This is a genomic window from Kitasatospora sp. NPDC004669 (assembly GCF_040609455.1).
In the GTDB taxonomy this organism is placed as follows: Bacteria; Actinomycetota; Actinomycetes; order Streptomycetales; family Streptomycetaceae; genus Kitasatospora.
On record NZ_JBEXKB010000004.1, the window covers coordinates 191788 to 214861 of the forward strand.

At 72.7% G+C, this 23074-nt stretch carries 23 protein-coding genes; 8 read left to right on the forward strand and 15 right to left on the reverse strand.

All coding sequences use genetic code 11. From position 1 onward, the window contains the following. Positions 1 to 12 precede the first annotated feature (12 nt). Both ABZW30_RS05640 and ABZW30_RS05645 read right to left on the reverse strand, forming a co-directional pair. A complete protein-coding gene (locus ABZW30_RS05640; protein WP_355669736.1) occupies positions 13 to 567 on the reverse strand; it encodes a Uma2 family endonuclease in 555 nt (184 codons plus the stop codon). A 26-nt stretch (positions 568 to 593) separates the two neighbouring features. Continuing rightward, positions 594 to 1871 carry an MFS transporter gene (locus ABZW30_RS05645; RefSeq protein ID WP_355669737.1) on the reverse strand — a complete coding sequence of 426 codons (1278 nt, stop codon included), beginning with the start codon at positions 1869 to 1871 and terminating at the stop codon, positions 594 to 596. 92 nt (positions 1872 to 1963) lie between these two features. Here ABZW30_RS05645 and ABZW30_RS05650 point away from each other — a divergent pair, with 92 nt between their 5' ends. The 3 genes from ABZW30_RS05650 to ABZW30_RS05660 all read left to right on the forward strand — a co-directional run bounded on the left by ABZW30_RS05650 (position 1964) and on the right by ABZW30_RS05660 (position 4800). Then, the gene (locus tag ABZW30_RS05650) at positions 1964 to 2932 is read left to right on the forward strand and encodes a LysR family transcriptional regulator (protein WP_355669738.1); all 969 of its coding nucleotides are present in this window, start codon (positions 1964 to 1966) and stop codon (positions 2930 to 2932) included. A 125-nt stretch (positions 2933 to 3057) separates the two neighbouring features. Beyond that, positions 3058 to 4215, forward strand: coding sequence for an adenosine deaminase (locus ABZW30_RS05655; protein ID WP_355669739.1), 1158 nt, complete (start codon positions 3058 to 3060; stop codon positions 4213 to 4215). A gap of 216 nt (positions 4216 to 4431) precedes the next feature. Beyond that, positions 4432 to 4800 carry an ATP-binding protein gene (locus tag ABZW30_RS05660; protein ID WP_355669740.1) on the forward strand — a complete coding sequence of 123 codons (369 nt, stop codon included), beginning with the start codon at positions 4432 to 4434 and terminating at the stop codon, positions 4798 to 4800. Positions 4801 to 4887: 87 nt separating this feature from the next. Here the strand turns inward: ABZW30_RS05660 and ABZW30_RS05665 are convergent, their stop codons facing one another. Then, complete coding sequence (locus ABZW30_RS05665) at positions 4888 to 5073, reverse strand: PspC domain-containing protein (protein ID WP_355669741.1); 186 nt, start codon at positions 5071 to 5073, stop codon at positions 4888 to 4890. Positions 5074 to 5421: 348 nt separating this feature from the next. On the opposite strand from ABZW30_RS05665, the gene ABZW30_RS05670 reads away from it, so the two are divergent. Beyond that, a complete protein-coding gene (locus tag ABZW30_RS05670; protein ID WP_355669742.1) occupies positions 5422 to 6846 on the forward strand; it encodes a hypothetical protein in 1425 nt (474 codons plus the stop codon). A gap of 77 nt (positions 6847 to 6923) precedes the next feature. Here the strand turns inward: ABZW30_RS05670 and ABZW30_RS05675 are convergent, their stop codons facing one another. Then, on the reverse strand, positions 6924 to 7469 hold the full coding sequence (locus tag ABZW30_RS05675; RefSeq protein ID WP_355669743.1) for a hypothetical protein: 546 nt from the start codon (positions 7467 to 7469) through the stop codon (positions 6924 to 6926). Positions 7470 to 7613: 144 nt separating this feature from the next. On the opposite strand from ABZW30_RS05675, the gene ABZW30_RS05680 reads away from it, so the two are divergent. Beyond that, complete coding sequence (locus ABZW30_RS05680) at positions 7614 to 8288, forward strand: PhzF family phenazine biosynthesis protein (protein ID WP_355669744.1); 675 nt, start codon at positions 7614 to 7616, stop codon at positions 8286 to 8288. On the opposite strand, the gene ABZW30_RS05685 is transcribed toward ABZW30_RS05680, so the two are convergent. From ABZW30_RS05685 to ABZW30_RS05700, 4 genes are all read right to left on the reverse strand, one after another. Beyond that, the gene (locus ABZW30_RS05685) at positions 8258 to 8875 is read right to left on the reverse strand and encodes a VanZ family protein (RefSeq protein WP_355669745.1); all 618 of its coding nucleotides are present in this window, start codon (positions 8873 to 8875) and stop codon (positions 8258 to 8260) included. The two genes, ABZW30_RS05680 and ABZW30_RS05685, sit on opposite strands and share 31 nt — an antisense overlap. 82 nt (positions 8876 to 8957) lie before the next feature. Further along, positions 8958 to 9281 carry a hypothetical protein gene (locus ABZW30_RS05690; protein ID WP_355669746.1) on the reverse strand — a complete coding sequence of 108 codons (324 nt, stop codon included), beginning with the start codon at positions 9279 to 9281 and terminating at the stop codon, positions 8958 to 8960. Further along, positions 9278 to 10822, reverse strand: a complete 1545-nt coding sequence (locus ABZW30_RS05695; RefSeq protein WP_355669747.1) for a HAMP domain-containing sensor histidine kinase — start codon at positions 10820 to 10822, stop codon at positions 9278 to 9280. The genes ABZW30_RS05690 and ABZW30_RS05695 overlap by 4 nt, the downstream gene beginning before the upstream one ends. Positions 10823 to 10868: 46 nt before the next feature. After that, a complete protein-coding gene (locus ABZW30_RS05700) occupies positions 10869 to 11549 on the reverse strand; it encodes a response regulator transcription factor (protein ID WP_355669748.1) in 681 nt (226 codons plus the stop codon). Between the two features lie 656 nt (positions 11550 to 12205). Here ABZW30_RS05700 and ABZW30_RS05705 point away from each other — a divergent pair. Further along, positions 12206 to 12814: a SigE family RNA polymerase sigma factor gene (locus tag ABZW30_RS05705; protein ID WP_355669798.1), complete on the forward strand. Its 609-nt coding sequence runs from the start codon at positions 12206 to 12208 to the stop codon at positions 12812 to 12814. Positions 12815 to 12994: 180 nt separating this feature from the next. On the opposite strand, the gene ABZW30_RS05710 is transcribed toward ABZW30_RS05705, so the two are convergent. The 4 genes from ABZW30_RS05710 to deoC form a co-directional block, all read right to left on the reverse strand. Further along, positions 12995 to 13618 carry an ATP-binding protein gene (locus ABZW30_RS05710; RefSeq protein WP_355669799.1) on the reverse strand — a complete coding sequence of 208 codons (624 nt, stop codon included), beginning with the start codon at positions 13616 to 13618 and terminating at the stop codon, positions 12995 to 12997. 265 nt (positions 13619 to 13883) lie between these two features. Next, positions 13884 to 14789 carry an aldehyde dehydrogenase family protein gene (locus ABZW30_RS05715; RefSeq protein ID WP_355669749.1) on the reverse strand — a complete coding sequence of 302 codons (906 nt, stop codon included), beginning with the start codon at positions 14787 to 14789 and terminating at the stop codon, positions 13884 to 13886. Further along, entirely contained in the window at positions 14782 to 16257 is a 1476-nt protein-coding gene (locus ABZW30_RS05720; protein ID WP_355669750.1) for an aldehyde dehydrogenase family protein, read from the reverse strand. The genes ABZW30_RS05715 and ABZW30_RS05720 overlap by 8 nt, the downstream gene beginning before the upstream one ends. Positions 16258 to 16262: 5 nt before the next feature. Further along, a complete protein-coding gene (gene deoC, locus ABZW30_RS05725; protein WP_355669751.1) occupies positions 16263 to 17249 on the reverse strand; it encodes a deoxyribose-phosphate aldolase in 987 nt (328 codons plus the stop codon). Positions 17250 to 17355: 106 nt separating this feature from the next. Here deoC and ABZW30_RS05730 point away from each other — a divergent pair, with 106 nt between their 5' ends. Beyond that, complete coding sequence (locus ABZW30_RS05730) at positions 17356 to 18030, forward strand: PH domain-containing protein (RefSeq protein ID WP_355669752.1); 675 nt, start codon at positions 17356 to 17358, stop codon at positions 18028 to 18030. A 64-nt stretch (positions 18031 to 18094) separates the two neighbouring features. Here the strand turns inward: ABZW30_RS05730 and ABZW30_RS05735 are convergent, their stop codons facing one another. The 3 genes from ABZW30_RS05735 to ABZW30_RS05745 form a co-directional block, all read right to left on the reverse strand. Beyond that, the gene (locus tag ABZW30_RS05735) at positions 18095 to 19813 is read right to left on the reverse strand and encodes a phospho-sugar mutase (RefSeq protein WP_355669753.1); all 1719 of its coding nucleotides are present in this window, start codon (positions 19811 to 19813) and stop codon (positions 18095 to 18097) included. A gap of 163 nt (positions 19814 to 19976) precedes the next feature. Beyond that, positions 19977 to 20798: a purine-nucleoside phosphorylase gene (locus ABZW30_RS05740; RefSeq protein WP_355669754.1), complete on the reverse strand. Its 822-nt coding sequence runs from the start codon at positions 20796 to 20798 to the stop codon at positions 19977 to 19979. Between the two features lie 195 nt (positions 20799 to 20993). Beyond that, positions 20994 to 21431 (reverse strand): gamma-glutamylcyclotransferase, encoded by a 438-nt coding sequence (locus ABZW30_RS05745; protein ID WP_355669755.1) that lies wholly within the window; start codon positions 21429 to 21431, stop codon positions 20994 to 20996. A gap of 111 nt (positions 21432 to 21542) precedes the next feature. On the opposite strand from ABZW30_RS05745, the gene ABZW30_RS05750 reads away from it, so the two are divergent. Next, positions 21543 to 23003: an NAD(P)H-quinone dehydrogenase gene (locus ABZW30_RS05750; RefSeq protein ID WP_355669756.1), complete on the forward strand. Its 1461-nt coding sequence runs from the start codon at positions 21543 to 21545 to the stop codon at positions 23001 to 23003. Positions 23004 to 23074: the final 71 nt, after the last annotated feature.

Sequence of the window (23074 nt, forward strand, 5' to 3'; positions counted from 1 at the left end):
ACGTACGCGAGGTCAGGCGTACGTGAGCAGACCGCTGGTGTCGAGCGTCCACGGACCGACGGCGATGCTGTCGCCGAAGGAGAACTTCTCGCGGGACTGGTAACCGGGCTCCGAGTGCACGATGCCGGTGCCCGTGCGGGGGTCGACGATCACGTAGAGCGGAATGCCCATGGCGGCGTAATCGTGGACCTTGTTTCGATAGTCGTTCTCAGGGTTGGACTTGGAGACGATCTCCACGACGAGCAGCACTTCGTGAGGCAGAAGTGCGGGCTGGTCGCTTTCGAGCACTTTCTCGGAGAAGACCATCAGATCAGGGTTGCGAAGCCTGCCCAGACCGGCATCTTCCAGGTCCGCGCCGGGATGCGCGATGTAGCCCGGGTGAGTGGTCGGCAATTGAGCGTTGAGCTGCCGGGCGATCCGGATGACGGCGAGTTCGTGCTTCCTGACCGGTGACATCATCATGACGATCTCGCCGTCGGCGATCTCGATCTTCCCTATCCCCGGCACCTGTGGCAACTGGTCGGCGATCTCCCGCAGCCGGGCGTACACAGCAGGATCGATGCTCATGTCCCGGAGTGTATCGGCGCCCACTGTCAAGCGTCGGCGACCGCCCGCCGGGCCGTGTGCGCCTGACGGCTGGCGTAGAGGGTGACGGCGGCGGCGAGGGCCATGGCGATGAGGCCGACGGTGGCGGCGCCGGGCCAGCCGGTCGCGTGGTAGGCGTCGGCGCCGAGGGTCCCGCCGAGGCTGTTGCCGAGGTAGTAGGCGATCAGGTAGAGGGCGGAGGCCTGGGTGCGGCCCTCGGTGGCGGTGCGGCCGACGGCGGAGGAGGCGGTGGCGTGGCCGGCGAAGAAGCCCGCGGTGATCAGGACCAGGCCGAGCAGCGCGCACGCCAGTGAGTCGGCGAGGGAGAGCAGCAGGCCGGCGGCGGTGACGCCGATGGAGACGTAGAGGGCGCCGCGACGGCCCAGACGGGCGGAGAGCCGGCCGGCCGCGGCGGAGGTGCCGGTGCCGACCAGGTAGACCACGAAGATCGAGGCGGCGACCGACTCCGGCAGGTGGAACGGCGCGGAGATCAGCCGGTAGCCGACGGTGTTGTAGACCGCGCCGAACACGGCCATGAACAGCATCCCGAGCGCGTACAGCCGCACCAGCAGCGGGTTGCGCAGGTGCCGGCCGACCGTACGGGCGAGCGCGCGGGCGTCCACCGGGGCCGGGGCGAAGTGCCGGGCGGCGGGGATCAGCAGCCGGAAGGCGAGCGCGGCGAGCAGCGCGAGGACGGCGGAGGCGGCCAGGCCCCAGCGCCAGCCGAGGGCGGCGGCGGTCCAGCCGGAGAGCAGCCGCCCGCCCATGCCGCCGATGCTGTTGCCGGCCACGTACAGGCCCATCGCGGAGGCCAGCGCGCTGGGGTGGACCTCTTCGGCGAGGTAGGCCATCGCGGTGGCGGGCAGTCCGGCGAGGGCGGCGCCCTGCAGGACGCGCAGGGCAACCAGGGCGGTGAGGCCGGGCGCGAAGGGCAGGGCGACGGCGAGGGCGGAGGCGGCGAGGGTGGAGGCGGTCATCACCGCGGTGCGGCCGAACCGGTCGGACAGCGCACTGGCCGGGAGCAGCCCGAGGGCGAGGCCCAGGGTGGCGGCGGAGGCGGTCCAACTGGCCTGGCCTGGGGTGAGGTCGAGGTCGGCCGAGAGGATCGGCAGCAGGCCCTGGGTGGAGTAGAGCAGGACGAAGGTCGCGATCCCGGCGGCGAACAGGGCGAGGTTGGCGCGGCGGAAGTCGCGCTGGCCGGGGCGGTGGCGGTCGTCCTCGGTGGGGACGGTGGCGGCGGTGGCATCCGGGGCGGGCGCGGATGCCCTGGTATTTGAGGGCTGCATGGCGTCGACCGTAGGCCCGGCCCGGTTGATGCGTCCAATGCATGAAGAGTGGATGATCGATGCATTGGCGTATGAGTCGAGGTGGTGGCGGGATGGCGGTGCCGGATGTGTCGGACGGCACGGAGCAGCGGTACCGGGCAGCCGAGTTGGGGCCGGACGAGCCGGCCGTCCTGCTGGCGCCCCGGCTGGCCCAGTTCGCCGCGGTGGCCCGGCTGGAGCACGTGACCCAGGCGGCGGCGCTGCTCGGGGTGCCGCAGCCGACGCTGTCGCGCGCGGTGGCCCGGCTGGAGGAGGAGCTGGGGGTGGACCTGCTGGCCCGTCAGGGCCGGGCGGTCCGGCTGACCAGGGCGGGCCGGCTGCTGCTGGCCTCGGTGGAGCGGGCGCTGGCGGAGGTCGAGCGCGGCGCGGAGGCGGCCCGGGCGGAGGCGGACCCGGCGGTGGGTCGGGTGGCCTTCGGCTTCCTGCACACGATGGGGCCGGATGCCGTCCCGGCGCTGCTGCGCGGCTTCCGGGCGGCGCACCCGCAGGTGCGGTTCCAGCTGGTGCAGGACTACGGCATGGCGATGCTGGAGCGGCTGCGGGCCGGGGAGTTGGACCTGTGCCTGGTCGCGCCGCTGCCGGACGACCCGGCGTTCACCGCCCGCCCGCTGGACGAGCAGCGGCTGCACCTGGTCGTCCCGGCCGACCACCGGCTGGCCGGCCGCCGCCGGATCCGGCTGGCGGAGGTGGCCGAGGAGCCGTTCGTCGGGCTGGAGCAGGGGTACGGGCTGCGCGTGATCACGGACGGCTTCTGCGCCGAGGCCGGGTTCACGCCCCGGCTGGCCTTCGAGGGGGAGGAGACCGAGACGCTGCGCGGGCTGGTGGCGGCCGGGCTGGGGGTGGCGCTGCTGCCGCCTGCGCTGGTGCCGCGGCCCGGGGTGGTGGAGCTGGAGGTGACCGCGCCGCGGACCAGGCGGGCGATCGGCCTGGCCTGGGCGGCGGGGCGGCCGTTGACCCCTCCGGTGGCGGCGTTCCGGGACTTCGTGCTGTCCCGGCGCGGGCGGCTGCTGCACCACGACTGAGATGGCGCAACCGTCACCGGTTTGGCGGATCCTATGGACCGGTCGGTGGAATTCTGGGCCGGGTTTGGACCATTCGGTGCTGTTCGCGGTGGTAGGTCTACGCGCGTAGGGGCTATATTTCCGCAATGGAGAAGCAGATTCCCGTCACCACCGCGGGCACCGGCCCGCGCATCCCCACCCCCGAACAGATCCGCCGCGCGCCGAAGGTCCTGCTGCACGACCACCTGGACGGCGGGCTGCGTCCGGAGACCGTCGTCGAGCTGGCCGCCGCGACCGGCTACGAGGGCCTCCCGACCACCGACGTCAAGGAGCTCGGCGAGTGGTTCCGCGAGGCCGCCGACTCCGGCTCGCTGGTCCGCTACCTGGAGACCTTCGCACACACCTGCGCCGTCATGCAGACCCGTGACGCCCTGATCAAGGTCGCCGCCGACTGCGCCGAGGACCTGGCCGCCGACGGCGTCGTGTACGCCGAGGTCCGCTACGCCCCCGAGCAGCACCTGGAGGGCGGCCTGACCCTGGACGAGGTCGTCGAGGCCGTCCAGGAGGGCTTCCGTCTGGGCGAGGCCAACGCCCGCGCGGCCGGCCACCGCATCCGCATCGGCACCCTGATCACCGCGATGCGGCACGCCGCCCGCTCGCAGGAGATCGCCGAGCTGGCCAACCGCCACCGGGAGCAGGGCGTCGTCGGCTTCGACATCGCGGGCGCCGAGGCCGGTTACCCCCCCACCCGCCACCAGGCCGCCTTCGACTACCTCAAGGGAGAGAACAACCACTTCACCATCCACGCGGGCGAGGCCTTCGGCCTGCCGTCGATCTGGGAGGCCCTGCAGTGCTGCGGCGCCGACCGGCTCGGTCACGGCGTGCGGATCGTCGACGACATCACGGTGAACGAGGACGGCAGCGTCGAGCTCGGCCGACTGGCCGCGTACGTGCGTGACAAGCGCATCCCGCTGGAGATGTGCCCGACCTCCAACCTCCAGACGGCGGCGGCCAGTTCGTACGCCGAGCACCCGATCGGGCTGCTCAGCCGACTGAAGTTCCGGGTCACCGTGAACACCGACAACCGGCTGATGAGCGGCACCAGCATGAGCCAGGAGTTCGGCCACCTGGTGGACGCCTTCGGCTACACCCTGGGCGACATGGAGTGGTTTACCGTGAACGCGATGAAGTCCGCGTTCCTGCCCTTCGACGAGCGGCTGGCGATGATCAACGACGTGATCAAGCCGGGCTACGCCGAGCTCAAGGCGGAGTGGCTGTTCAGCGCGGGTACCGGCGGCAACTGAGTCGACACCCCGTCCTTGCGGTCGGATGAACGCGGCTTCCAGGCATGGAAGTTGGCGTTCATCCGACTACTCACTCGGGTGAGTGAACACCCTTTGGTTCTCGCGCGACCCTGTCACTACGGTGTGCCAGTCATTGCCGACAGGCCATGGCGTCGGTCGCCCGTCCGGCGGCCCCGCGCGATGTCGGCCACCGACGACGACCCAAGGGGACGAACCATGAAGCAGGCTCTCAAGGCCGCCGGCACCGCGGCGCTCGGCATCGCGATCGCGGCGGTCGGCGCCGGCACGGCCTCCGCGGCCGCCGGCCAGGCGACCGGCGGCCTCGGGCTGCCCACCAGCGCGGTGACGAACCCCGCGGTGACCGGCGCGGTCACCGACACCGCCGCCAAGCTGCCCGGCGGCGACAAGGTCGCCGGCACGCTGGGCACCCTGGCCCCGACCGCCGGTCAGGCCGCGTCCGCCGCCGACGTCGCCCCGATCGCCGGTGTCACCCAGCAGCGCGGCGCGCTCCCGGGCGTCCCCGGCCTGGACAAGACCCCCGTCGGCGGACTGGCCAACACCCTGCCGGGCCTGCCGCTGGGCTGATCCGCCCAGGCCCTGAACGGCGACGGGCCGCCCGCCCCCGGAGAACCCGGGAGCGGGCGGCCCGTCGCCGTGCCCGCCCGTACGGCGTCACGGTTCCTGGGGGAGCAGCACCCACAGGGCGAGGTAGATCAGGAGCTGCGGGCCGGGCAGCAGACAGGAGAGCAGGAAGACCAGGCGGACGGTCCACGGGGTCAGGCCGAAGCGCTCGGCGATCCCGGCGCAGACGCCGGCGATGACGCGGTTGTGACGGGGGCGGGCGAGACGGGCACTCATGTCGGCTCCTCGGGCTGGCGGCCCGGTCCGGCTGGTCCGGCGGGCGTACTTCCATACTCGGCGTCCGCCGGCCCGAAAACCTCCGCCCACCAGGCGATTCCCCACCCCGACAGGTCACCGGGGAGGCGTAGGCCGGAGTCGGGGTCCGTCTCAGGGACGCCCCTGAGACAAGGTCCCGCGGGGTGCGGAAAACCCGTTCGCAAAGCTGTACGACCGGGGGGATATGATTCCGCGGTCGCGGATGGTGGGGGGCGGATCGGCGGCGCCTGCACGGCCTCAAACGGCTCCTCACGCCTGCGATTTCGCACTCTCCTCGGGTGTTCGCCCGAATTCTTCCGTGAGGTTCCATTGCGCAGTCAGTCCCGCAGACTCCTCGCCGCAGCCGCCACCGCCGCCCTGGTCTCCGGTCTCGCCCTGGCCTCGGCCCCGGCCGCCGTCGCGGCCCCGACGGCCGGCCCCACCGCCACGGGCTCCACCGCCCCCACCCCCGGGCCGCACGGCTGGGCGTCGCCCGTCGTGATCACCACGAGCGGCATGCCGGCCACGGTCAAGGCGGGCACCGTGGTCGAGCTCACCTCGACCCTCAAGAACACCGCCGACCACCAGGTGGACGTGACGACCGGCTTCGTCGTCACGACGGTCCGCGGCAGCGGTCCCAGGCCGAGCCAGCTCAAGCTGGAATACCAGCGCCCCGGCGACACCCAGTGGCAGAACGCCAAGGCGCAGGGCACCGACGCCGGCGGCCTTTGGGACCTGGACCCGTTCGCCACCGAGCTGCACCTGGCGCCCGGCACCGAGTTCACCTACCGGCTGCGGCTGACCTTCGCCGCCGACGCCGCTCCCGGCCCGGCCTCCGCGGCCCTCAGCGCCGTGGTTTCGGACCCGACCCTGCCCCCGGAGCAGCGCGGCACCCCAGTCTGGGGCGGCACCCCGAACTTCACCGTCGAGAGCAGCAACCCGACTACCCCGGCCCCGGCCGGGATCCCGGACGTGAAGGTCGAGGGTGTGCCCGCCTCCTTCACCGCCGGTGGCGAGGCCAAGCCGTTCAAGGTGGTCTACGGCAACCACACCGGCAAGGACCTCCGGGTCGTCCCGACGGTCGTGTTCGAGGGCGAGGGCCTGCTCCGCGCGGACATGATCAAGATCGAATTCCAGACCCAGGAGGGCGTCTGGATCTCCGGCACGCCGGAGTGGCACGACCTCCCCGGCAGCCAGCTGGGCGTGCAGCTGCTCAGCGGCTCCAAGGACGCCGACGTCATCGCGCTGGCGAACGGCGAGACCCGTACGGTCAACCTGCGGGTCGCCTGGACCAAGGGCGCTCCGGCGGCGGCCGAGTCGGTGTTCGCCAACGGGTGGAGCCTGGCCGGCCCGGGCGGGCACGAGTCCGCCGCCACCAGCCCGAAGGTCGCCTTCCGGATCGAGGCCGCCGCGGGCGGCACCGACACCCCGGCCCCCACCTCCCCGGCCACCGGTGCGGCGCCGACCACCCCGGCCGCCACCGCCGACCCGTCCACCGCACCGGCCGTCCCGGCCGTGCAGGCCACCACCGGTGCGCCGAGCCCGGCGGCCGCCGTCGAGCAGTCCGGCGACACCGTGCGGGCCGCCGCGGTCCCGGCCGCCCCCGTCGCCGGGACCGGCACCCAGCTGGCCTCCACCGGGGGCGGCTCCTCCGCCGCCCCGATGGCGATCACCGGTGCGACGGCGATCGCCCTCGGCGTCGGCACCATGGTCGTGGCGCACCGCCGCAAGGGCGCGCAGGGCACCGGGAACTGACCCCGTACGACCCGAAGGCCCGCCCGTCACCCGCTGCGAAGCGGGGACGGACGGGCCTTCGGCCTACGTACGGCGGGTCAGCCGGCCGGGTGCTGCGGCGGCTGCGGCTGGGCGTACGGGTTGTCCGCCACCGGCTGCGACGGGACGCCCGGCTGGTACGGCGGGGCGGGCACGGCACCCTGCGGCGGCACCGGCCGGCTGGGCTGCGGGGCGTTCGAGTTGAACGGGGCCTGCTGCGCGCCGGGGTTGTACGGCGTGTTGGGGCCGTACGGGGCGTTCGGGTCGTACGCCGCGTTGGGGCTGTGCGTCCCGACCGGCGGGGTCGGCGGCCGCTTCCTGGCCTTGCCGCGATCGACGATCTCCTTCACCAAGGCGGCGATCACCGCGATCGGCACGAGGAACAGCTTGTAGTAGACGGTGTACGTGCCGCCCTCGAACACGAACGCGAGGTAGTAGGCGTACCCCAGGAACCCGAGGCCGACGAGGATGCTGACGATCCGCAGGCCGACCTTCAGGCCGGCGATGGGCAACGCCCCGAAGACCAGCATGGAGATGCCGCTGAACGCCAGCACGACGACGTACCAGGAGAACAGCGGCTCGGCGCTGAAGTCGAGATTGTTCAAGGGGGTTTCCTGTGGGAGGAAGAAAAACGGCGGGAACCGTTCGGGGACGAGAGCGCACAGTACTGGAGGCGGCCGACATCCGTCGTCGCCTTTTCATCACGGTGTTGTTGCGCCGCGCCGGAACGGCAATTGACGAGGTGGGAAATGACTGGCTATGAGGTGCTGCGGGTCTTTTGCGGGCCCGACGGACGGCACGGCAACGAACTCGGTGTGGTGCGCGACGGCGCCGCCGTGCCGGAGCGGACGGAGCGGCAGGCCTTCGCGCGCGAACTCGGCTTCAGCGAGACGGTGTTCGTCGACGACCCGGAGCGCGGGGAGATCGACATCTACACCCCGGGTGTGCGGCTGCCCTTCGCCGGTCACCCCTGTGTCGGCGTGGCCTGGCTGCTCGGCGTGGACCGGCTGGTCACCGCGGCCGGCCCGGTCGCCGTCCGGCACGAGGACGGGCTCACCCGGATCGGGGCCCGGCCCGAGTGGGCCCCCGGGCGCACCCTGCGGCAGTACGGCTCGGCGGCCGAGGTGGACGGGCTCCGGGTGCCGCCGCCGGGGGAGTGGATCTACGCGTGGGCCTGGCAGGACGAGGCGGCCGGGACGATCCGGGCGCGGGCCTTCCCGGGCCGGGGCGACGGGATCGACGAGGACGAGGCGACCGGCGCGGCCGCCCTGCTGCTGACCGCCCGGCTCGGACGGGAGCTGACCATCACCCAGGGTCGGGGCTCGCAGCTGCTGACCGAGCCGCGCCCGGACGGGCTGATCGAGGTCGGCGGCCGGGTGGTGAGGGCGGAACCTCAGCCCACCGGCGGCGTCGGCTCCGCGTAGGCGCGCGGACGGGCCGCGGGCGCGACCGCCACCGTCGGGGCGACGGTGGCGGTCACCGGCGCGCCGGTCAGGACGGCGACCCGCGGTGCCCGCGGATTCGGCCGGCGGTCCCGCAGCAGGTGGCGCAGGCCGGGGACGAGGGCGAGGTGGGCGATCACCACGCCGATCACGGCGAACAGTATGTGGTCCACGTTGAGGACGTGCCCGGGTGTCCAGGAGGAGAGGAACTCCAGGCCGGTCGCCAGCAGGGCGGACACGCCGGTGGTGCGCAGGAAGGACGGCAGCCAGGGGGCCCGGATCCGGCCGCCGGCCAACGGGAGCAGGACCCCGAGCGGGGCGAGCAGCAGGAACTCGCCGACCACCTGCCAGGTGGTGGAGGAGCGGAGCGAGGCGAGCGGCGTCAGGTTGGCGTCGTACACCCAGGCCACTGGCAGGGGTCTCAGCACCAGCCAGAGCGCCAGCGTCAGGTGGAGGGCCAGGCCCGCCAGCCCCGCCAGTCGGAGGGAACGGTGGACGGCCGCCGCCGGCCTCGTCTCGGTCCGCGCGCCGGAACGCTCGTCGCGTGTCCTGGTGCCATCTCGCTGCACGGGGGGAAGGACGTGAACCGGTGGCGCGGCGGTTCCACGCCGGGCGTGAACATTCCCGGACGCGCCCCTTCGCACCGCCTCCTCACTTACACGGCGAGGCCGTCGGCACCGCGCTGAACACGTTGTCCGGCGGCGGCGAACCGGGTGTCACCAGGGTGGGCGACGGGCTCGGGCTGAGGCTCGCCCTGGCCGCCGCGCCGCGGGCCGGGGTCGAGACCGGCGCCGGGCCGGACGGGGTGGCCAGGGCGGTCGGTACGTGCGGCGCGGTCGGGCAGGCGGTCCGGCTGGCCGGCGCGCCGGCGTCCACCGGTACGGCGGTCGGCCGGATGCCGCAGCCGGAGGCCAGCGCGAGCAGGAGCAGTACGCCGGCGGTGCGGCGCACGGTGGTGCGGGTGGGGGCGGTCACGTGGCGTCCTTGTCCTCGGCGGCGTCGCCGGCGGGGCGGCCCTCGGCCTCGCCCGCGGACGGCGGAGGCGGCGGGGCCAGCGGCAGCGTCAGGGTGAACACCGCGCCGACCTCCCCGTTGGCCGCCGTGATCGTCCCCCCGTGGATCTGTGCGTTGGCCATCGCGATGGACAGCCCCAGACCGCTGCCCTCCGAGCGGGCCCTCCCCCGGTCGGCCTTGTAGAAGCGGTCGAAGACCAGCGGCAGCACGTCCTCCGGGATGCCGGGGCCGCTGTCGGAGACCTCGATCACGACCGAGTCCTCGGTCTGCCGGACCTTGACCCGCACCGGTGAGCCGCCGTGCTTGAGCGCGTTGCCGATCAGGTTGGCGAAGACCACGTCCAGTCGGCGCGGGTCGACCACGGCCAGGATGCCGCGCGGGGCGTCCAGTTCGACCGCGTCGTACCAGGCCCGGCCGTCGATGCAGGACATGATCAGGTCGGCGATGTCCACCTCGTCGGCGACCAGCTTGGCGGTGCCGGCGTCGAAGCGGGTCACCTCCATCAGGTTCTCCACCAGGTCGGACAGCCGCCGGGTCTCGCTCACCACGAGCCGGACGGCCGGCTCGATCATCGGATCCAGCGACTCGGCCTCGTCCTCCAGGATGTCCGTCACCGCGGTCATCGCGGTCAGCGGGGTGCGCAGCTCGTGGGACATGTCGGCGACGAACCGCCGGCTCTGCGCCTCGCGCGCGCTCAGCTCCTCGACCTGCTCGTGCAGCGACTCCGCGGCCCGGTTGAACGTCCGCGCCAGGTCGGCGAGCTCGTCGGAGCCCTCGACCTCCAGCCGGGTGTCCAGGTGCCCCTGGCCGAGCCGCCGGGCGGCCTCGCCGAGCCGTTTGACCGGCCGCAGCACGGTCGCCGAGGCGGCCTGGGCGAGCAGCGCCGAGCCGATCAGCGCGAGCAGCGTCGCGATGGCCAGCGACCAGCCCAGGGTGTTGAGGTCGGCCCGCTCGTTCTCCAGCGACTTGAAGACGTATGCCGTCGGGCCGTTCGGCACCACCTTGGTGCCGCCGATCACGAACGGGCGGCCCGCCAGGTTCTGCCGCTGCCAGTACAGGTGGTACGGGTACGGGTTGCTCTCACTGACCTCGCGCGGCTTGGCGACGGTGGACTGCAGTGCCGCCGGCACGTCGGCCAGCGTGTAGCGCTGCGGGTCGGAGGAGGCCGGGCACTCCGGGTGCGCCGGGTCGACCACCACCACGTCGTAGCTCAGGCCGGAGCTCGCCACGTTGGAGGCCAGCGTGGCGAGGTCCGGGCAACTGGCGTTCAGCGGCAGGTCGGAGACGTTGCGGCTGAGCGAGACCCGGAAGTCGTTCAGCGCGGTGTCCTGGGCACGCTTGAGCACCGCGTCGCGGTTCAGCCAGTACGCGATGCCGGAGGCCGAGACGGCGGCGAGCAGCGCGACCGCCGCGAACACCGCGATCAGCCGCACCCGCAGGGAGCGCAGCTTTCGCCACCGGCCCGCGGAGAACCGTCGGGCAGTCTGCTGATGGTCAGTCACAAGAGCCTGTCGTCGTACGGGAGTTCAGAATGCCTGGAGTGCGTGGTCAGACCGTCGGCGGGTCCAGTCGGTAGCCGACGCCGCGCACGGTGCGGATCAGCGTCGGAGCGGACGGTACGTCCTCGACCTTCGCCCGCAGCCGCTGCACGCAGGCGTCCACCAGACGCGAGTCGCCGAGGTAGTCGTGCTCCCAGACCAGTCGCAGCAGCTGCTGGCGGGAGAGCGCCTGACCGGGCCGGCGGCTGAGCTCCAGCAGCAGCCGCAGCTCGGTCGGGGTGAGCTGGAGGTCCTGCCCGTCCTTGGTGACGGTCATCGCCGCCCGGTCGATCACCACGCTGCCGTACGCGGAGGAGTCCGAGCTCTCCCGCTCCCCGCGCCGCAGCACCGCCCGGATCCGGGCGTCCAGGACGCGCGGCTGCACCGGCTTCACCACGTAGTCGTCCGCGCCGGACTCCAGGCCCACGACCACGTCGATGTCGTCCGAGCGCGCGGTGAGCAGGATGATCGGCAGCTGGTCGGTGCGGCGGATCCGGCGGCACACCTCGAAGCCGTCGATCCCGGGCAGCATCACGTCCAGCACGATCAGGTCGGGTCGCTGCTCCTTGAAGAGCTTCAGACCGTCCTCACCGGAGGCGGCGGTGGCCACGCGGTGGCCCTGGCGGGTGAGGGCGAGTTCGAGGCCGGTCCGGATGGCGTCGTCGTCCTCGATCAGTAGGAGGAAAGGCACGGCCCCATTTTGGCCCACCGGAGGCGGCGAATCACCCCCCGGACCGGTCACCGCCCGTATGGGAACCGGAAGGACGGCTACCGGCGTCCGGTAGGGGGGAGGCGGACCGGGACGAAAGGCCCGCCCCTGTGACACCCCTGTGACAGTCGGCGGACAGCGCCATCACAACCGGCGGGCAGGATTTTCCATGTCGCCGCAGGACAGCGGGCCGCAAGGGCCGGCTGGAGGGCGGCAACAGGAACCGCTCGTACCGACCCAGGGGGCGCACGATGAACGCCACGCTTCAGACCCGGACCAACCCGGCTCTCCGCACCGCGCGTTCCTCAGCGACCACCCATCGGACCCGGTACGAGATCAGGACCGACGAGAACTCCGGTGCCGTAACCGTACGGGGGTGCGCGCACAGCACCGGTGGAAACCCTGTCGCACGCCGGGTGAGCGGCGGCGGCAGGACGGGGGAGCTGTACGGGATCGGCCGACTGGGGAGTGCGGTCGACTCCGCCAACACCCTCACGCTGCGGGGGATCCTCCCCGTCCGCGTCGAGGGCAAGGACGCCCTGGGGGGTCATGGGGGAACCAGGGGAACCGGGGGGAACAACGGCCTGCGGACGGTCGGTTCGGGGGAGCCGACCAGCCGCGAGGCCGCCGGTGCGACGCTGCTGCGGCTGAACCCCGCACCGGCCCGCACCACCGAGGCGGGACAGGGAGACGCGCAGGGGGAGCACTCGGCCGTCGCGGAGGACCACATCACGGAGTTCACCGCGTACGTGCGCGAGCGCCGCGCCTCCCTGTACGCCACGGCGTACCACCTGACCGGTGACCGCTACGAGGCCGAGGACCTGCTGCAGAGCGCGCTCTTCAGCACCTACCGGGCCTGGGGCCGGATCACCGACAAGGCCGCGGTCGGCGGGTACCTCCGCCGCACCATGACCAACCTGCACATCTCCGCCTGGCGGCGCCGCAAGGTCAACGAGTACCCGACCGAGGAGCTGCCGGAGACGGCCGGCGACACCGACGCGATGGGCGGCACCGAGCTGCGCACCGTGCTCTGGCAGGCGCTGGCGAAGCTGCCGGAGAACCAGCGGACCATGCTGGTGCTGCGGTACTACGAGGGCAAGACCGACCCGGAGATCGCCGACGTGCTGGGGATCAGCGTCGGCACGGTCAAGAGCAGCATCTGGCGCGCCCTGCGCCGGCTGCGCGACGACGAGCACCTGAACAAGTCGGGCGACACCGTCCGGGCGTTCGGCGAGCTGGTCGCGTAGGACTCACAGAGGACTCCCGTCGGGGGACGGGTAGCGGACGGTCGCGGTTCGGGGGCACCGACTCGGGGGAGCGGGTGCCTGTGGGGAGCCGAGAGCCGTTCGGGAAGGCGACGGGCCCGGTGCGGGGGAGACGCACCGGGCCCGTCGTCGTCGCTGTTCGGGGGATGCGCCCCCAGGGCCTCAGACCGCCGAGAGCTCGCGCCGCCCGGCCGCCGCGCGGACCCGGCGGTAGGCCTCCGGCCCGGCGCACGGGTACGAGCCCAGCGAGACCTGCCGCCCGACGATGGAGCGCTCGGCCCGCATCAGCCGGAAGCCCCGGCGCAGCAGCACCGGCAGCGACTTGCGGCCCTCGCGGACGTCCCGGCGCAGCCGGCGCCAGGCCGTGGTGAGCGCGCCGTTGCGCAGGCACAGGGCGTCGCCCAGCAGCCCCTCGGCGGCGCACTGCGCCACGATCTCGGCGGCGAAGATGCCTTCCGCGATGAACGCGGTCGCGCCGCCCAGCTCCAGGCTGCGGGTGGCGATCCGGCCGTTGTCCGGGATCGAGTACACCGGTACGTCCGCGCGGCCGTGCTCGTAGAGCGCGCGGATCGCGGCGACGGCCTGGTCACGGTGCCAGGCGAGCGGGGAGTCCCAGTCCACGGCGCCGTCCGGCAGCCGGGGCAGGGTCGGGTCGTCCCCGTCCTTGTAGAAGTCGTCCAGTTGGAGCACCGGCAGGCCGCTGCGCTCGGCGAGCGAGGACTTCCCCGATCCGGAGGGTCCGGAGAGCAGGATCACCCGGGCGTGGGCCGGCTGGGCGGGATTCATGGGGGAGTCACTCACGGGACACCAGTCTGACGCATCCCGGCCGGTTGCCGAAACCGGTGTGCGCGGAACTTCCGGGCCGCCGGGGCGGCCGGGGCGAGGTGGACCGTCGGCGGGTAGCGGCTGTCGACGAAAGTCGCCGGAACACCGACGGACCCGCGCCAGGGGGGAGAGGCGCGGGTCCGTCCAATGACCGCCCGGGCCCTGGGGGGGAGAGGGCACTGGGGACGGTCAGTCTGTGGAGTTGTTACCGATCGGCGACGAAGGGTCAGATCCCCATCGGGTGCCAGACCGTCTTCGTCTCCAGGAACGAGAGTAGCCGGTCCGTACCGGGCGCATTCGTCCAGTCCTGGGCGAACGGGTCCAGCTCCGGACGGACCACCCGCTTCAGGGTATCCGCGGCGGCGGCCTCCAGGGCGGGCGCCGCGCCGGGGCCGTCGGAGGCGATGGCCCCGGTGAGGTCCAGCGCGTTGACGTCCTGGTGCGAGGCCAGCGTGGGGGCGATGTCCGCGGTCCGGCCCGAGATGATGTTGACCACGCCGCCCGGGACGTCCGAGGTGGCCAGCACCTCGCCCAGCGACAGCGCGGGCAACGGGGCGTCCGCGGCGGCCGCGACCACGACCGTGTTGCCGGTGGCGATCGCCGGGGCGATCACCGAGACCAGGCCGAGCAGCGAGTGCCCGTACCCGGCCTGCGGCGCGACGATCCCGACCACGCCGGTCGGCTCCGGGGTGGACAGGTTGAAGTACGGCCCGGCCACCGGGTTGGCGCCGCCCGCGATCTGGGCGACCTTGTCCGTCCAGCCCGCGTACCAGACCCAGCGGTCGATCGCGGCGTCCACCAGCGCGGCGGCCTTCTTCGGGCCGATGCCCTCGGAGACGGCCACCTCGGCGGCGAACTGCTCGCGCCGGCCCTGCAGCATCTCGGCCACCCGGTACAGCACCTGGCCGCGGTTGTACGCGGTGGTGCCGGCCCAGCCCTTGACCGCCGCGCGGGCGGCCACGACGGCGTCGCGGGCGTCCTTGCGGGTGCCCAGCGGGGCGTTGGCGAGCCACTCGCCCTTTGCGTCGGTCACCTCGTACACCCGCCCGCTCTCGGAGCGCGGGAACTTCCCGCCGACGTACAGCTTGTAGGTCTTGAGGACGTCAAGACGCGCGAAGGTCGTGTCAGACATCGAGGTAGGCCTCCAGACCGTGGCGGCCACCCTCGCGGCCGTAGCCCGACTCCTTGTAACCGCCGAACGGCGAGGTCGGGTCGAACTTGTTGAAGGTGTTGGCCCAGACCACACCGGCCTTGAGCCTGTTGGCCATCCAGAGGATGCGCGAGCCCTTCTCCGTCCAGATGCCGGCGGAGAGGCCGTACGGGGTGTTGTTGGCCTTCGCGACCGCCTCGTCGGGGGTGCGGAAGGTCAGCACCGACAGGACCGGGCCGAAGATCTCCTCCTGGGCGATCCGGTGGGCCTGGCTGACGCCGGTGAACAGGGTCGGCTTGAACCAGAAGCCGGTGCCCGGCAGCTCGCAGGCCGGCGACCAGCGCTCGGCGCCCTCGGCCTCGCCGGCCTCGGTCAGCGCGGTGATCCGGGCCAGCTGCTCGGCCGAGTTGATGGCGCCGATGTCGGTGTTCTTGTCCAGCGGGTCGCCGACCCGCAGGGTGCCCATCCGACGCTTCAGGGCCTCCAGCAGCTCGTCCTGGATCGACTCCTGGACCAGCAGGCGCGAGCCCGCGCAGCAGACGTGGCCCTGGTTGAAGAAGATGCCGTTGACGATGCCCTCGACCGCCTGGTCGATCGGCGCGTCGTCGAAGACGATGTTCGCGGCCTTGCCGCCCAGCTCCAGCGAGAGCTTCTTGCGGGTGCCGGCCAGCTGCTTGGCGATGGCCCGGCCGACCGGGGTGGAGCCGGTGAAGGCGACCTTGTTGACGTCCGGGTGCGCGGTCAGCGCGGCGCCCGTGCGGCCGTCACCGGTGACGATGTTGACGACGCCCTTCGGCAGACCGGCCTGGCGGCAGATCTCGGCGAAGCGCAGCGCGGTCAGCGGGGTGGTCTCGGCCGGCTTCAGGACGACCGTGTTGCCGGTCGCCAGGGCGGGCGCGATCTTCCACGCCAGCATCAGCAGCGGGAAGTTCCACGGGATGACCTGGCCGGCCACGCCGAGCGGCTTCGGGTTCGGACCGAAGCCGGCGTAGTCCAGCTTGTCCGCCCAGCCCGCGTAGTAGAAGAAGTGCGCGGCGACCAGCGGCAGGTCGACGTCGCGGGTCTCGCGGATCGGCTTGCCGTTGTCGATCGACTCCAGCACCGCCAGCTCGCGGCTGCGCTCCTGGACGATCCGGGCGATCCGGAACAGGTACTTGGCGCGCTCGCTGCCGGGCAGCGCCGACCAGTCCGCGAAGGCCTTGCGGGCGGCGGCGACGGCGCGGTCCACGTCCTCGTCGGTGCCCTGGGCGAACTCGGCGAGCACCTGCTCGGTGGCCGGGTTGACCGTCTTCAGGGCCTCGCTGCCGGAGGAGTCGACGAACTCGCCGCCGATGAAGTGGCCGTACGAGGTGGCGATGTCACCCGCGGCGGCGGGGGACTCGGGGGCCGGTGCGTACTCGAAGAGGCCGGCCTTGCGCACGGGCTCCTCGATGTTCTTCTTCTTGGCCATGGTGATCAGTCCACCGTCACGTAGTCGGGGCCGGAGTAGCGTCCGGTGGCGAGCTTCTGGCGCTGCATCAGCAGGTCGTTGAGCAGGCTGGAGGCGCCGAAGCGGAACCAGTGCGGGGTCAGCCAGTCGTCGCCGAGGGTCTCGTTGACCATCACCAGGTACTTCATCGCGTCCTTGGTGGTCTTGATGCCGCCGGCGGGCTTCACGCCGACCTGGACGCCGGTCTGCGCGCGGAAGTCGCGGACCGCCTCCAGCATCAGCAGGGTGACCGGCGGGGTCGCGTTGACGGCGACCTTGCCGGTGGAGGTCTTGATGAAGTCGGCACCGGCCAGCATCGCCAGCCAGGAGACGCGACGCACGTTGTCGTACGTCTGCAGCTCGCCGGTCTCGAAGATCACCTTGAGGTGGGCGTAGCTGCCGTCGGCGCGCTTGCACGCCTCCTTGACGGCGACGATCTCGTTGAAGACGTCGAGGTAGCGGCCGGAGAGGAAGGCGCCACGGTCGATCACCATGTCGATCTCGTCGGCACCCGCGGCCACCGCGTCGGCGGTGTCGGCGAGCTTGACCGGGAGGGCGGCGCGGCCGGCCGGGAAGGCGGTGGCCACGGAGGCGACCTGGACGTCGGTGCCGCGCAGGGCGTCCTTCGCGGTGGCGACCATGTCGGGGTAGACACAGATGGCGGCGACGCGCGGGGTGGTCGGGTCGGTCGGGTCGGGGGTCCTGCCCTTCGCGCACAGGGCGCGCACCTTGCCGACCGTGTCCGCGCCCTCCAGCGTGGTCAGGTCGATCATGGAGATCGCCAGGTCGATGGCATTGGCCTTCGCCGTGGTCTTGATCGAGCGGGTACCGAGGGTGGCGGCACGCGCCTCAAGGCCGACCTGGTCGACGCCGGGCAGGCCGTGCAGGAAGCGGCGGAGTGAGGCCTCGGACGCCGCAACGTCCGCGAGGCCGCTGCCCGCAACGCCGGGGGCATTGGCTGCAACAGTGGACATAGTCACCAGACCAGCATATCTACGCGCGTAGTCGACCGCTAGGGCGCCTGCCATTCGTGGCCGGACCGAGACCTGCTGGTGAGGGGTATGGGGCAGAATCGACGCCATGACCGAATCCGACGGCAAGCCCCACCGGGGCTCGGCCGCCCCCGACGGGGAACCCGAGTACGCGGACCGCGTGTACCGCTCCGTCCCCGGCGTCATCTCCGGCGTGTTCCTGCTGGCCGTCGCCGCCTGGCTGATCGGCGACGCGGTGGTGACCGGCACCGGGAAGACCCCGTACGTCGCCCTCGCGGCCGTACCGGTGTTCGCCCTCCCGGTGATCGCCTACACGCTGCGCCCGGCGGTGCTGGCCGACAAGAGCCGCCTGCTCGTCCGCAACCCGTGGCGGACCATCACCGCCCCCTGGGCCTCGGTGGACGCCCTGCGCGCGGGCTACTCGGTCGAGCTCCTCGCCGGCGGCAAGAAGTACCAGGTCTGGGCCGTCCCGGTCTCCCTCCGCCAGCGCAAGCGCGCCACCCGCGCCCAGACCCGCGGCGCCGCCGAGCACGCCTCCCGGATGGGCATGGTCTTCGGCCGTCAGGCCAACCCGGTGGTCCAGGGCTCCCCGGATCCCACCCGCGCCTGGTCCGACCAGATCACCGACGTCCTCCAGGAGATGGCCGAGCGCAACGCCACCCGTCCCGACGCCGCCGGTCCCGTCGTCGTCCAGTGGTGCTGGTGGGTCATCGCCCCCACCCTGGCCGGCCTGGTCGCCCTGATCACGGTGATCACGGTCTGACCTGACGAACGTACGGGAAAGGGCCCGCCGGTCGCGTACCGGCGGGCCCTTTCACACGGGTGGGTCAGATGCCCGCGGCCCGGGCGAGGTCCTGCTTGACGGTGGCGAGGAGCTCGGCGGCGCGGGTGCGGGTGGCGGCGAGGTCGGCCGCGGTGGCGACCGGGAGGACGACCTCCAGGTAGCACTTGAGCTTGGGCTCGGTGCCGGAGGGGCGCACCACGATGCGGGCGGAGCGGACGGCCTCGCCGGCGAGGTGGTAGCGCAGGCCGTCGGTCGGGGGCAGGTCGGCGGAGCCGGCCGAGAGGTCGTCGGCGCGGGTGACGGTCAGACCGGCCAGGACGGTCGGGGGCTGCTCGCGCAGGCGGCGCATGGCGTCGGCGATCAGCGAGAGGTCCTGGACCCGGACGGAGAGCTGGTCGGTGGCGTGCAGGCCGTGCTCCAGCGCCAGGTCGTCCAGCAGGTCGGTCAGGGTGCGGCCGGACTTCTTGAGGGTCGCGGCGAGCTCGGCGACCAGCAGGGCGGCGGTGATGCCGTCCTTGTCCCGGACGCCCTCCGGGTCGACGCAGTAGCCGAGCGCCTCCTCGTAGCCGTAGCGCAGGCCCTCGGCGCGGGAGATCCACTTGAAGCCGGTCAGGGTCTCGGTGTAGCCCAGGCCCGCCGCCTCGGCGATCCGGCCGAGCAGGGTGGCGGAGACGATGGTGGTGGCGAAGGTGCCCTCGGCCTTCTTGGCGACCAGGGCGGAGCCGAGCAGCGCGCCGACCTCGTCGCCGCGCAGCATCCGCCAGCCGGAGGTGCCGTTGCCGCTGCCGGCCGCGTTGCCGTTGGCCGGGACGGCCACCGCGCAGCGGTCGGCGTCCGGGTCGTTGGCGATCACGATGTCCGGGCCGACCTCGGCTGCGGTGCGGAAGGCGAGGTCCATCGCCCCCGGCTCCTCCGGGTTGGGGAAGGCCACGGTCGGGAAGTCCGGGTCGGGCTCGGCCTGCTCGGCGACCACGGTGGGCGCCGGGAAGCCGGCCCGGCGGAAGGCGGCGACCAGGGTGTCGCGGCCGACGCCGTGCATCGGGGTGTAGACGACGTCGAGCTCGCGCGGGCTGTGCTCGTCGACGATGGAGACGGCCCGGGTCAGGTAGGCCTCGATGACGTCCTCGCCGAGCACCTCCCAGCCCTCCTCGGCGCGCGGGACGTCGTTCAGCGAGCCGATCGCGTCGATCTCGGCGGCGATCCCGGCGTCGGCCGGCGGGACGATCTGCGAGCCGTCGCCCAGGTAGACCTTGTAGCCGTTGTCCTGCGGCGGGTTGTGGCTGGCGGTGACGGTCACTCCGGCGGCCGCACCCAGATGGCGGACGGCGAAGGCGAGCACCGGGGTCGGCAGCGGGCGCGGCAGCAGCGCGGCGCGCAGGCCGGCGGCGACCACCACGGCGGCGGTGTCGCGGGCGAAGTCGTACGACTTGTACCGGGCGTCGTAGCCGATGACGACCAGGTCGCCCAGGTTCTCCTTCTTGACGTACGCGACCAGGCCGGCGGCGGCCCGGATCACCACGGCGCGGTTCATCCGCATCGGGCCGGCGCCGAGTTCGCCGCGCAGGCCGGCGGTGCCGAACTGAAGGCGGTCGGAGAAGCGCTCGGTGAGGTCGGCCCAGGCGAGCTTGCTGTCCGTCTCGGCCTCCGGGGCCTCGGCCCGGGCCAGCAGGGCGGTGAGCTCCTCGCGGGTCTGCGGGTCGGGGTCCTCGGCCAGCCAGGCCCGGGCCCGGGCGAGGAGGTCGGGGTTAACTGCCTGCGTCATGGTTGCCTGCTCCATCGGGAAGTGCGTCGGTGTGTCGGCCGGAGGGTTCCGCGCAAGAAGGGAAGAGGTGTGCACATGCGGACGGGGCCCGCGGGAAGGCGTGATCAGCGGATCACGCCGCCCGTGGGCCCCGTCACACTCATGATTCTGCGCCCGGCAGGCGTCAGATCCGCTCCAGGACCTTCGCCAGCAGCTCGCCCATGCGCTCGGCGGAGGCCTTGCCGGCCTCCAGCACCTCTTCGTGGTTGAGCGGCTCGCCGGTCATGCCGGCGGCCAGGTTGGTGACCAGGGAGATGCCGAGCACCTCGGAGCCGGCCTCGCGGGCGGCGATGGCCTCCAGGGTGGTGGACATGCCGACCAGCTCGCCGCCGATCACCCGGGCCATGTTGACCTCGGCCGGGGTCTCGTAGTGCGGGCCGCGGAACTGGACGTAGACGGCCTCGTCCAGGGACGGGTCGACCTCGTGGCACAGGGCGCGCAGGCGCTTGGAGTACAGGTCGGTGAGGTCGACGAAGTTGGCGCCGACGATCGGGGAGTCCGCGGTCAGGTTGATGTGGTCGCGGATCAGCACCGGCTGGCCGGGCACCCAGCCCTCGCGCAGGCCGCCACAGCCGTTGGTGAGGACGATGATGCCGCAGCCGGCCGCGGCGGCGGTGCGCACGCCGTGGACGACGGTGGCCACACCGTGGCCCTCGTAGTAGTGGTTGCGGCCGAGGAAGATCAGGGCGCGCTTGTCGCCGATCTTCACCGAGCGGATCTTGCCGGCGTGGCCGGCGACGGCGGGGGCGGGGAAGCCCGGGAGCTCGGTGACCGGGAACTCGGCCACGGTCTCGCCCAGGGCGTCGGCGGCCGGCACCCAGCCGGAGCCCATCACCAGGGCGACGTCGTGCCGCTCGGCACCGGTCAGCTCGCGCAGGCGCTCGGCGGCGGCCTGGGCGGCGGCGTAGGGGTCGGTGGAGACGACCGACTGAGGAGAAGCGTTCACGGGTCCGAGGATAGACGGGAATCGGCTACGCGCGTAGAAATTCTGGCGCGGCATGCCGGATCGTTACCCGGTTGACCCGAAAACACAGCTCGGTGGCGCTTTCGAGTGACCGGGCTTGTCGGTACGTACAGAAAGTCGGTACGTGCAGAAAGTCGGTACGTACAGAAAGAAGGCCGACCGGAAAAGGGGCCGGCGTCAGCACGGCCTGCGACGCAGGTCCATCACGTAGTCGTGCGGGGCGCCGGCGCTCTCCGCGGCGTCGGCGATCAGGCCGAGGTAGCGGGCCGCGGGCAGACCGCCCTCGTAGTCGTTGAGCACGTACGTCCAGACCGGGATGTCGCCGTCCAGGGTGTGCGCGCGCAGCTTGATCTTGCGGTAGATGCCGAGCTGGACGCCCTCCCAGCGGTCCAGGCCCTCCTCGTCCATCGGCGCGATGTCGTAGAGCGAGACGAAGACCTGGTCCTTCCCGTCCTCGACCACGGTGGCCAGCGAGCCCTCCCAGCCGAGCTGCTCGCCGCCGAAGGTGAGCCGCCAGCCGTCCAGCCACCCCGTGCCGCGCAGCGGGGAGTGCGGGGCTCGGCGGGTCATCTGCCGGGCATCGAGGTTGGTGGCATACGCGGCGTAAAGGGGCATGGGGGCCAGCGTAGCCCGGTCGGCGCACGCAGCGGGGCGACTGGGGACGAGCCCCCGAGGTTCGTACGGAGCCGGGACCCCGTTGTGGCGGCACTCTCGGCGTGCGGGACAATGGTGAGCGTGACTCGGATCGTGATCATCGGTGGCGGACCCGGCGGCTACGAGGCGGCGCTGGTCGCCGCTCAGCTCGGCGCGGAGGTGACCGTCGTCGACCGCGACGGTCTGGGCGGATCGGCGGTGCTCACGGACTGCGTGCCGTCGAAGACCCTGATCGCGACCGCGGAGGTGATGACCACCTTCGACAGCTCGTACGAGGAGCTGGGCATCACGGTCGCCCGGGACGGCGACGGGGACGGCGAGGGTGGGCCGGCCAAGGTCATCGGCGTGGACCTGGGCAAGGTCAACCGCCGTGTGAAGCGCCTGGCGATCGCGCAGTCCCACGACATCACCCAGTCCGTCACCCGCGCCGGGGTCACCGTGCTGCGCGGCCGCGGCCGGCTCGGCGCCGGCGGGCAGGCCGTGGACGGCTCCCGCGAGGTGCTGGTGGACGCGCCCGACGGCAGCGTCCAGTCGCTGCGCGCCGACGCCGTGCTGATCGCCACCGGCGCCCACCCGCGTGAGCTGCCGGACGCCCAGCCGGACGGCGAACGGATCCTCACCTGGACCCAGGTGTACGACCTGGAGGAGCTGCCCCGCGAGCTGATCGTGGTCGGCTCCGGTGTGACCGGCGCCGAGTTCGCCGGCGCCTACCAGGCGCTCGGCTCCAAGGTCACCCTGGTGTCCAGCCGCGACCGGGTGCTGCCGGGCGAGGACCCGGACGCCGCCGAGGTGCTGGAGGACGTCTTCCGGCGCCGCGGCATGAACGTGATGAGCCGTTCGCGCGCCGAGAGCGCCAAGCGGATCGGCGACCGGGTCGAGGTGACCCTCTCCGACGGCACGGTGATCGAGGGCACCCACTGCCTGATGGCGGTCGGCTCGATCCCCAACACGGCCGACATGGGCCTGGAGGGGGCCGGGGTCAAGCTCAACGACTGGGGCCAGATCCGGGTCGACCGGGTCTCCCGCACCAGCGCCCCGGGCGTGTACGCGGCCGGTGACTGCACCGGCGTCTTCATGCTCGCCTCGGTGGCGGCCATGCAGGGCCGGATCGCGATGTACCACGCGCTCGGTGACGCGGTGCAGCCGCTGAACCTCAAGACCGTGGCCTCCAACGTCTTCACCGACCCGGAGATCGCCACCGTCGGCTACACCGCCGCCGACGTGGAGTGCGGCAAGATGGACGCCGTCGTGGTCAAGCTGCCGCTGCGCGGCAACCCGCGGGCGAAGATGCAGGGCATCCGGGACGGCTTCGTGAAGCTGTTCTGCCGCCCGGGCACCGGCATCGTGGTCGGCGGCGTGGTCGTCGCCCCGCGTGCCAGCGAGCTGATCCACCCGATCTCGCTCGCGGTGGACGCCAATCTGACCGTCGAACAGGTGGCCAGCGGCTTCACCGTCTACCCGTCCGTCTCCGGCTCGACCGCCGAGGCCGCCCGACAGCTGCACATCCGCAAGCGGGCCGACGGCGAATCCTGAGCTCAAGGCGTGAAGTTGAGGGCGGCTGCCGATCGGCGGCCGCCCTTCGCGCATGGGTGATCGTCACCCGG

Coding starts and splice junctions, on each gene's coding strand:
- ABZW30_RS05640 (WP_355669736.1), bottom strand. CDS start 567: ATGAGCATCGATCCTGCTGTGTACGCCCGGCTGCGGGAGATCGCCGAC.
- ABZW30_RS05645 (WP_355669737.1), bottom strand. CDS start 1,871: ATGCAGCCCTCAAATACCAGGGCATCCGCGCCCGCCCCGGATGCCACC.
- ABZW30_RS05650 (WP_355669738.1), top strand. CDS start 1,964: ATGGCGGTGCCGGATGTGTCGGACGGCACGGAGCAGCGGTACCGGGCA.
- ABZW30_RS05655 (WP_355669739.1), top strand. CDS start 3,058: ATGGAGAAGCAGATTCCCGTCACCACCGCGGGCACCGGCCCGCGCATC.
- ABZW30_RS05660 (WP_355669740.1), top strand. CDS start 4,432: ATGAAGCAGGCTCTCAAGGCCGCCGGCACCGCGGCGCTCGGCATCGCG.
- ABZW30_RS05665 (WP_355669741.1), bottom strand. CDS start 5,073: ATGAGTGCCCGTCTCGCCCGCCCCCGTCACAACCGCGTCATCGCCGGC.
- ABZW30_RS05680 (WP_355669744.1), top strand. CDS start 7,614: ATGACTGGCTATGAGGTGCTGCGGGTCTTTTGCGGGCCCGACGGACGG.
- ABZW30_RS05710 (WP_355669799.1), bottom strand. CDS start 13,618: ATGAATCCCGCCCAGCCGGCCCACGCCCGGGTGATCCTGCTCTCCGGA.
- ABZW30_RS05715 (WP_355669749.1), bottom strand. CDS start 14,789: ATGTCTGACACGACCTTCGCGCGTCTTGACGTCCTCAAGACCTACAAG.
- ABZW30_RS05720 (WP_355669750.1), bottom strand. CDS start 16,257: ATGGCCAAGAAGAAGAACATCGAGGAGCCCGTGCGCAAGGCCGGCCTC.
- deoC (WP_355669751.1), bottom strand. CDS start 17,249: ATGTCCACTGTTGCAGCCAATGCCCCCGGCGTTGCGGGCAGCGGCCTC.
- ABZW30_RS05730 (WP_355669752.1), top strand. CDS start 17,356: ATGACCGAATCCGACGGCAAGCCCCACCGGGGCTCGGCCGCCCCCGAC.
- ABZW30_RS05735 (WP_355669753.1), bottom strand. CDS start 19,813: ATGACGCAGGCAGTTAACCCCGACCTCCTCGCCCGGGCCCGGGCCTGG.
- ABZW30_RS05745 (WP_355669755.1), bottom strand. CDS start 21,431: ATGCCCCTTTACGCCGCGTATGCCACCAACCTCGATGCCCGGCAGATG.
- ABZW30_RS05750 (WP_355669756.1), top strand. CDS start 21,543: ATGGTGAGCGTGACTCGGATCGTGATCATCGGTGGCGGACCCGGCGGC.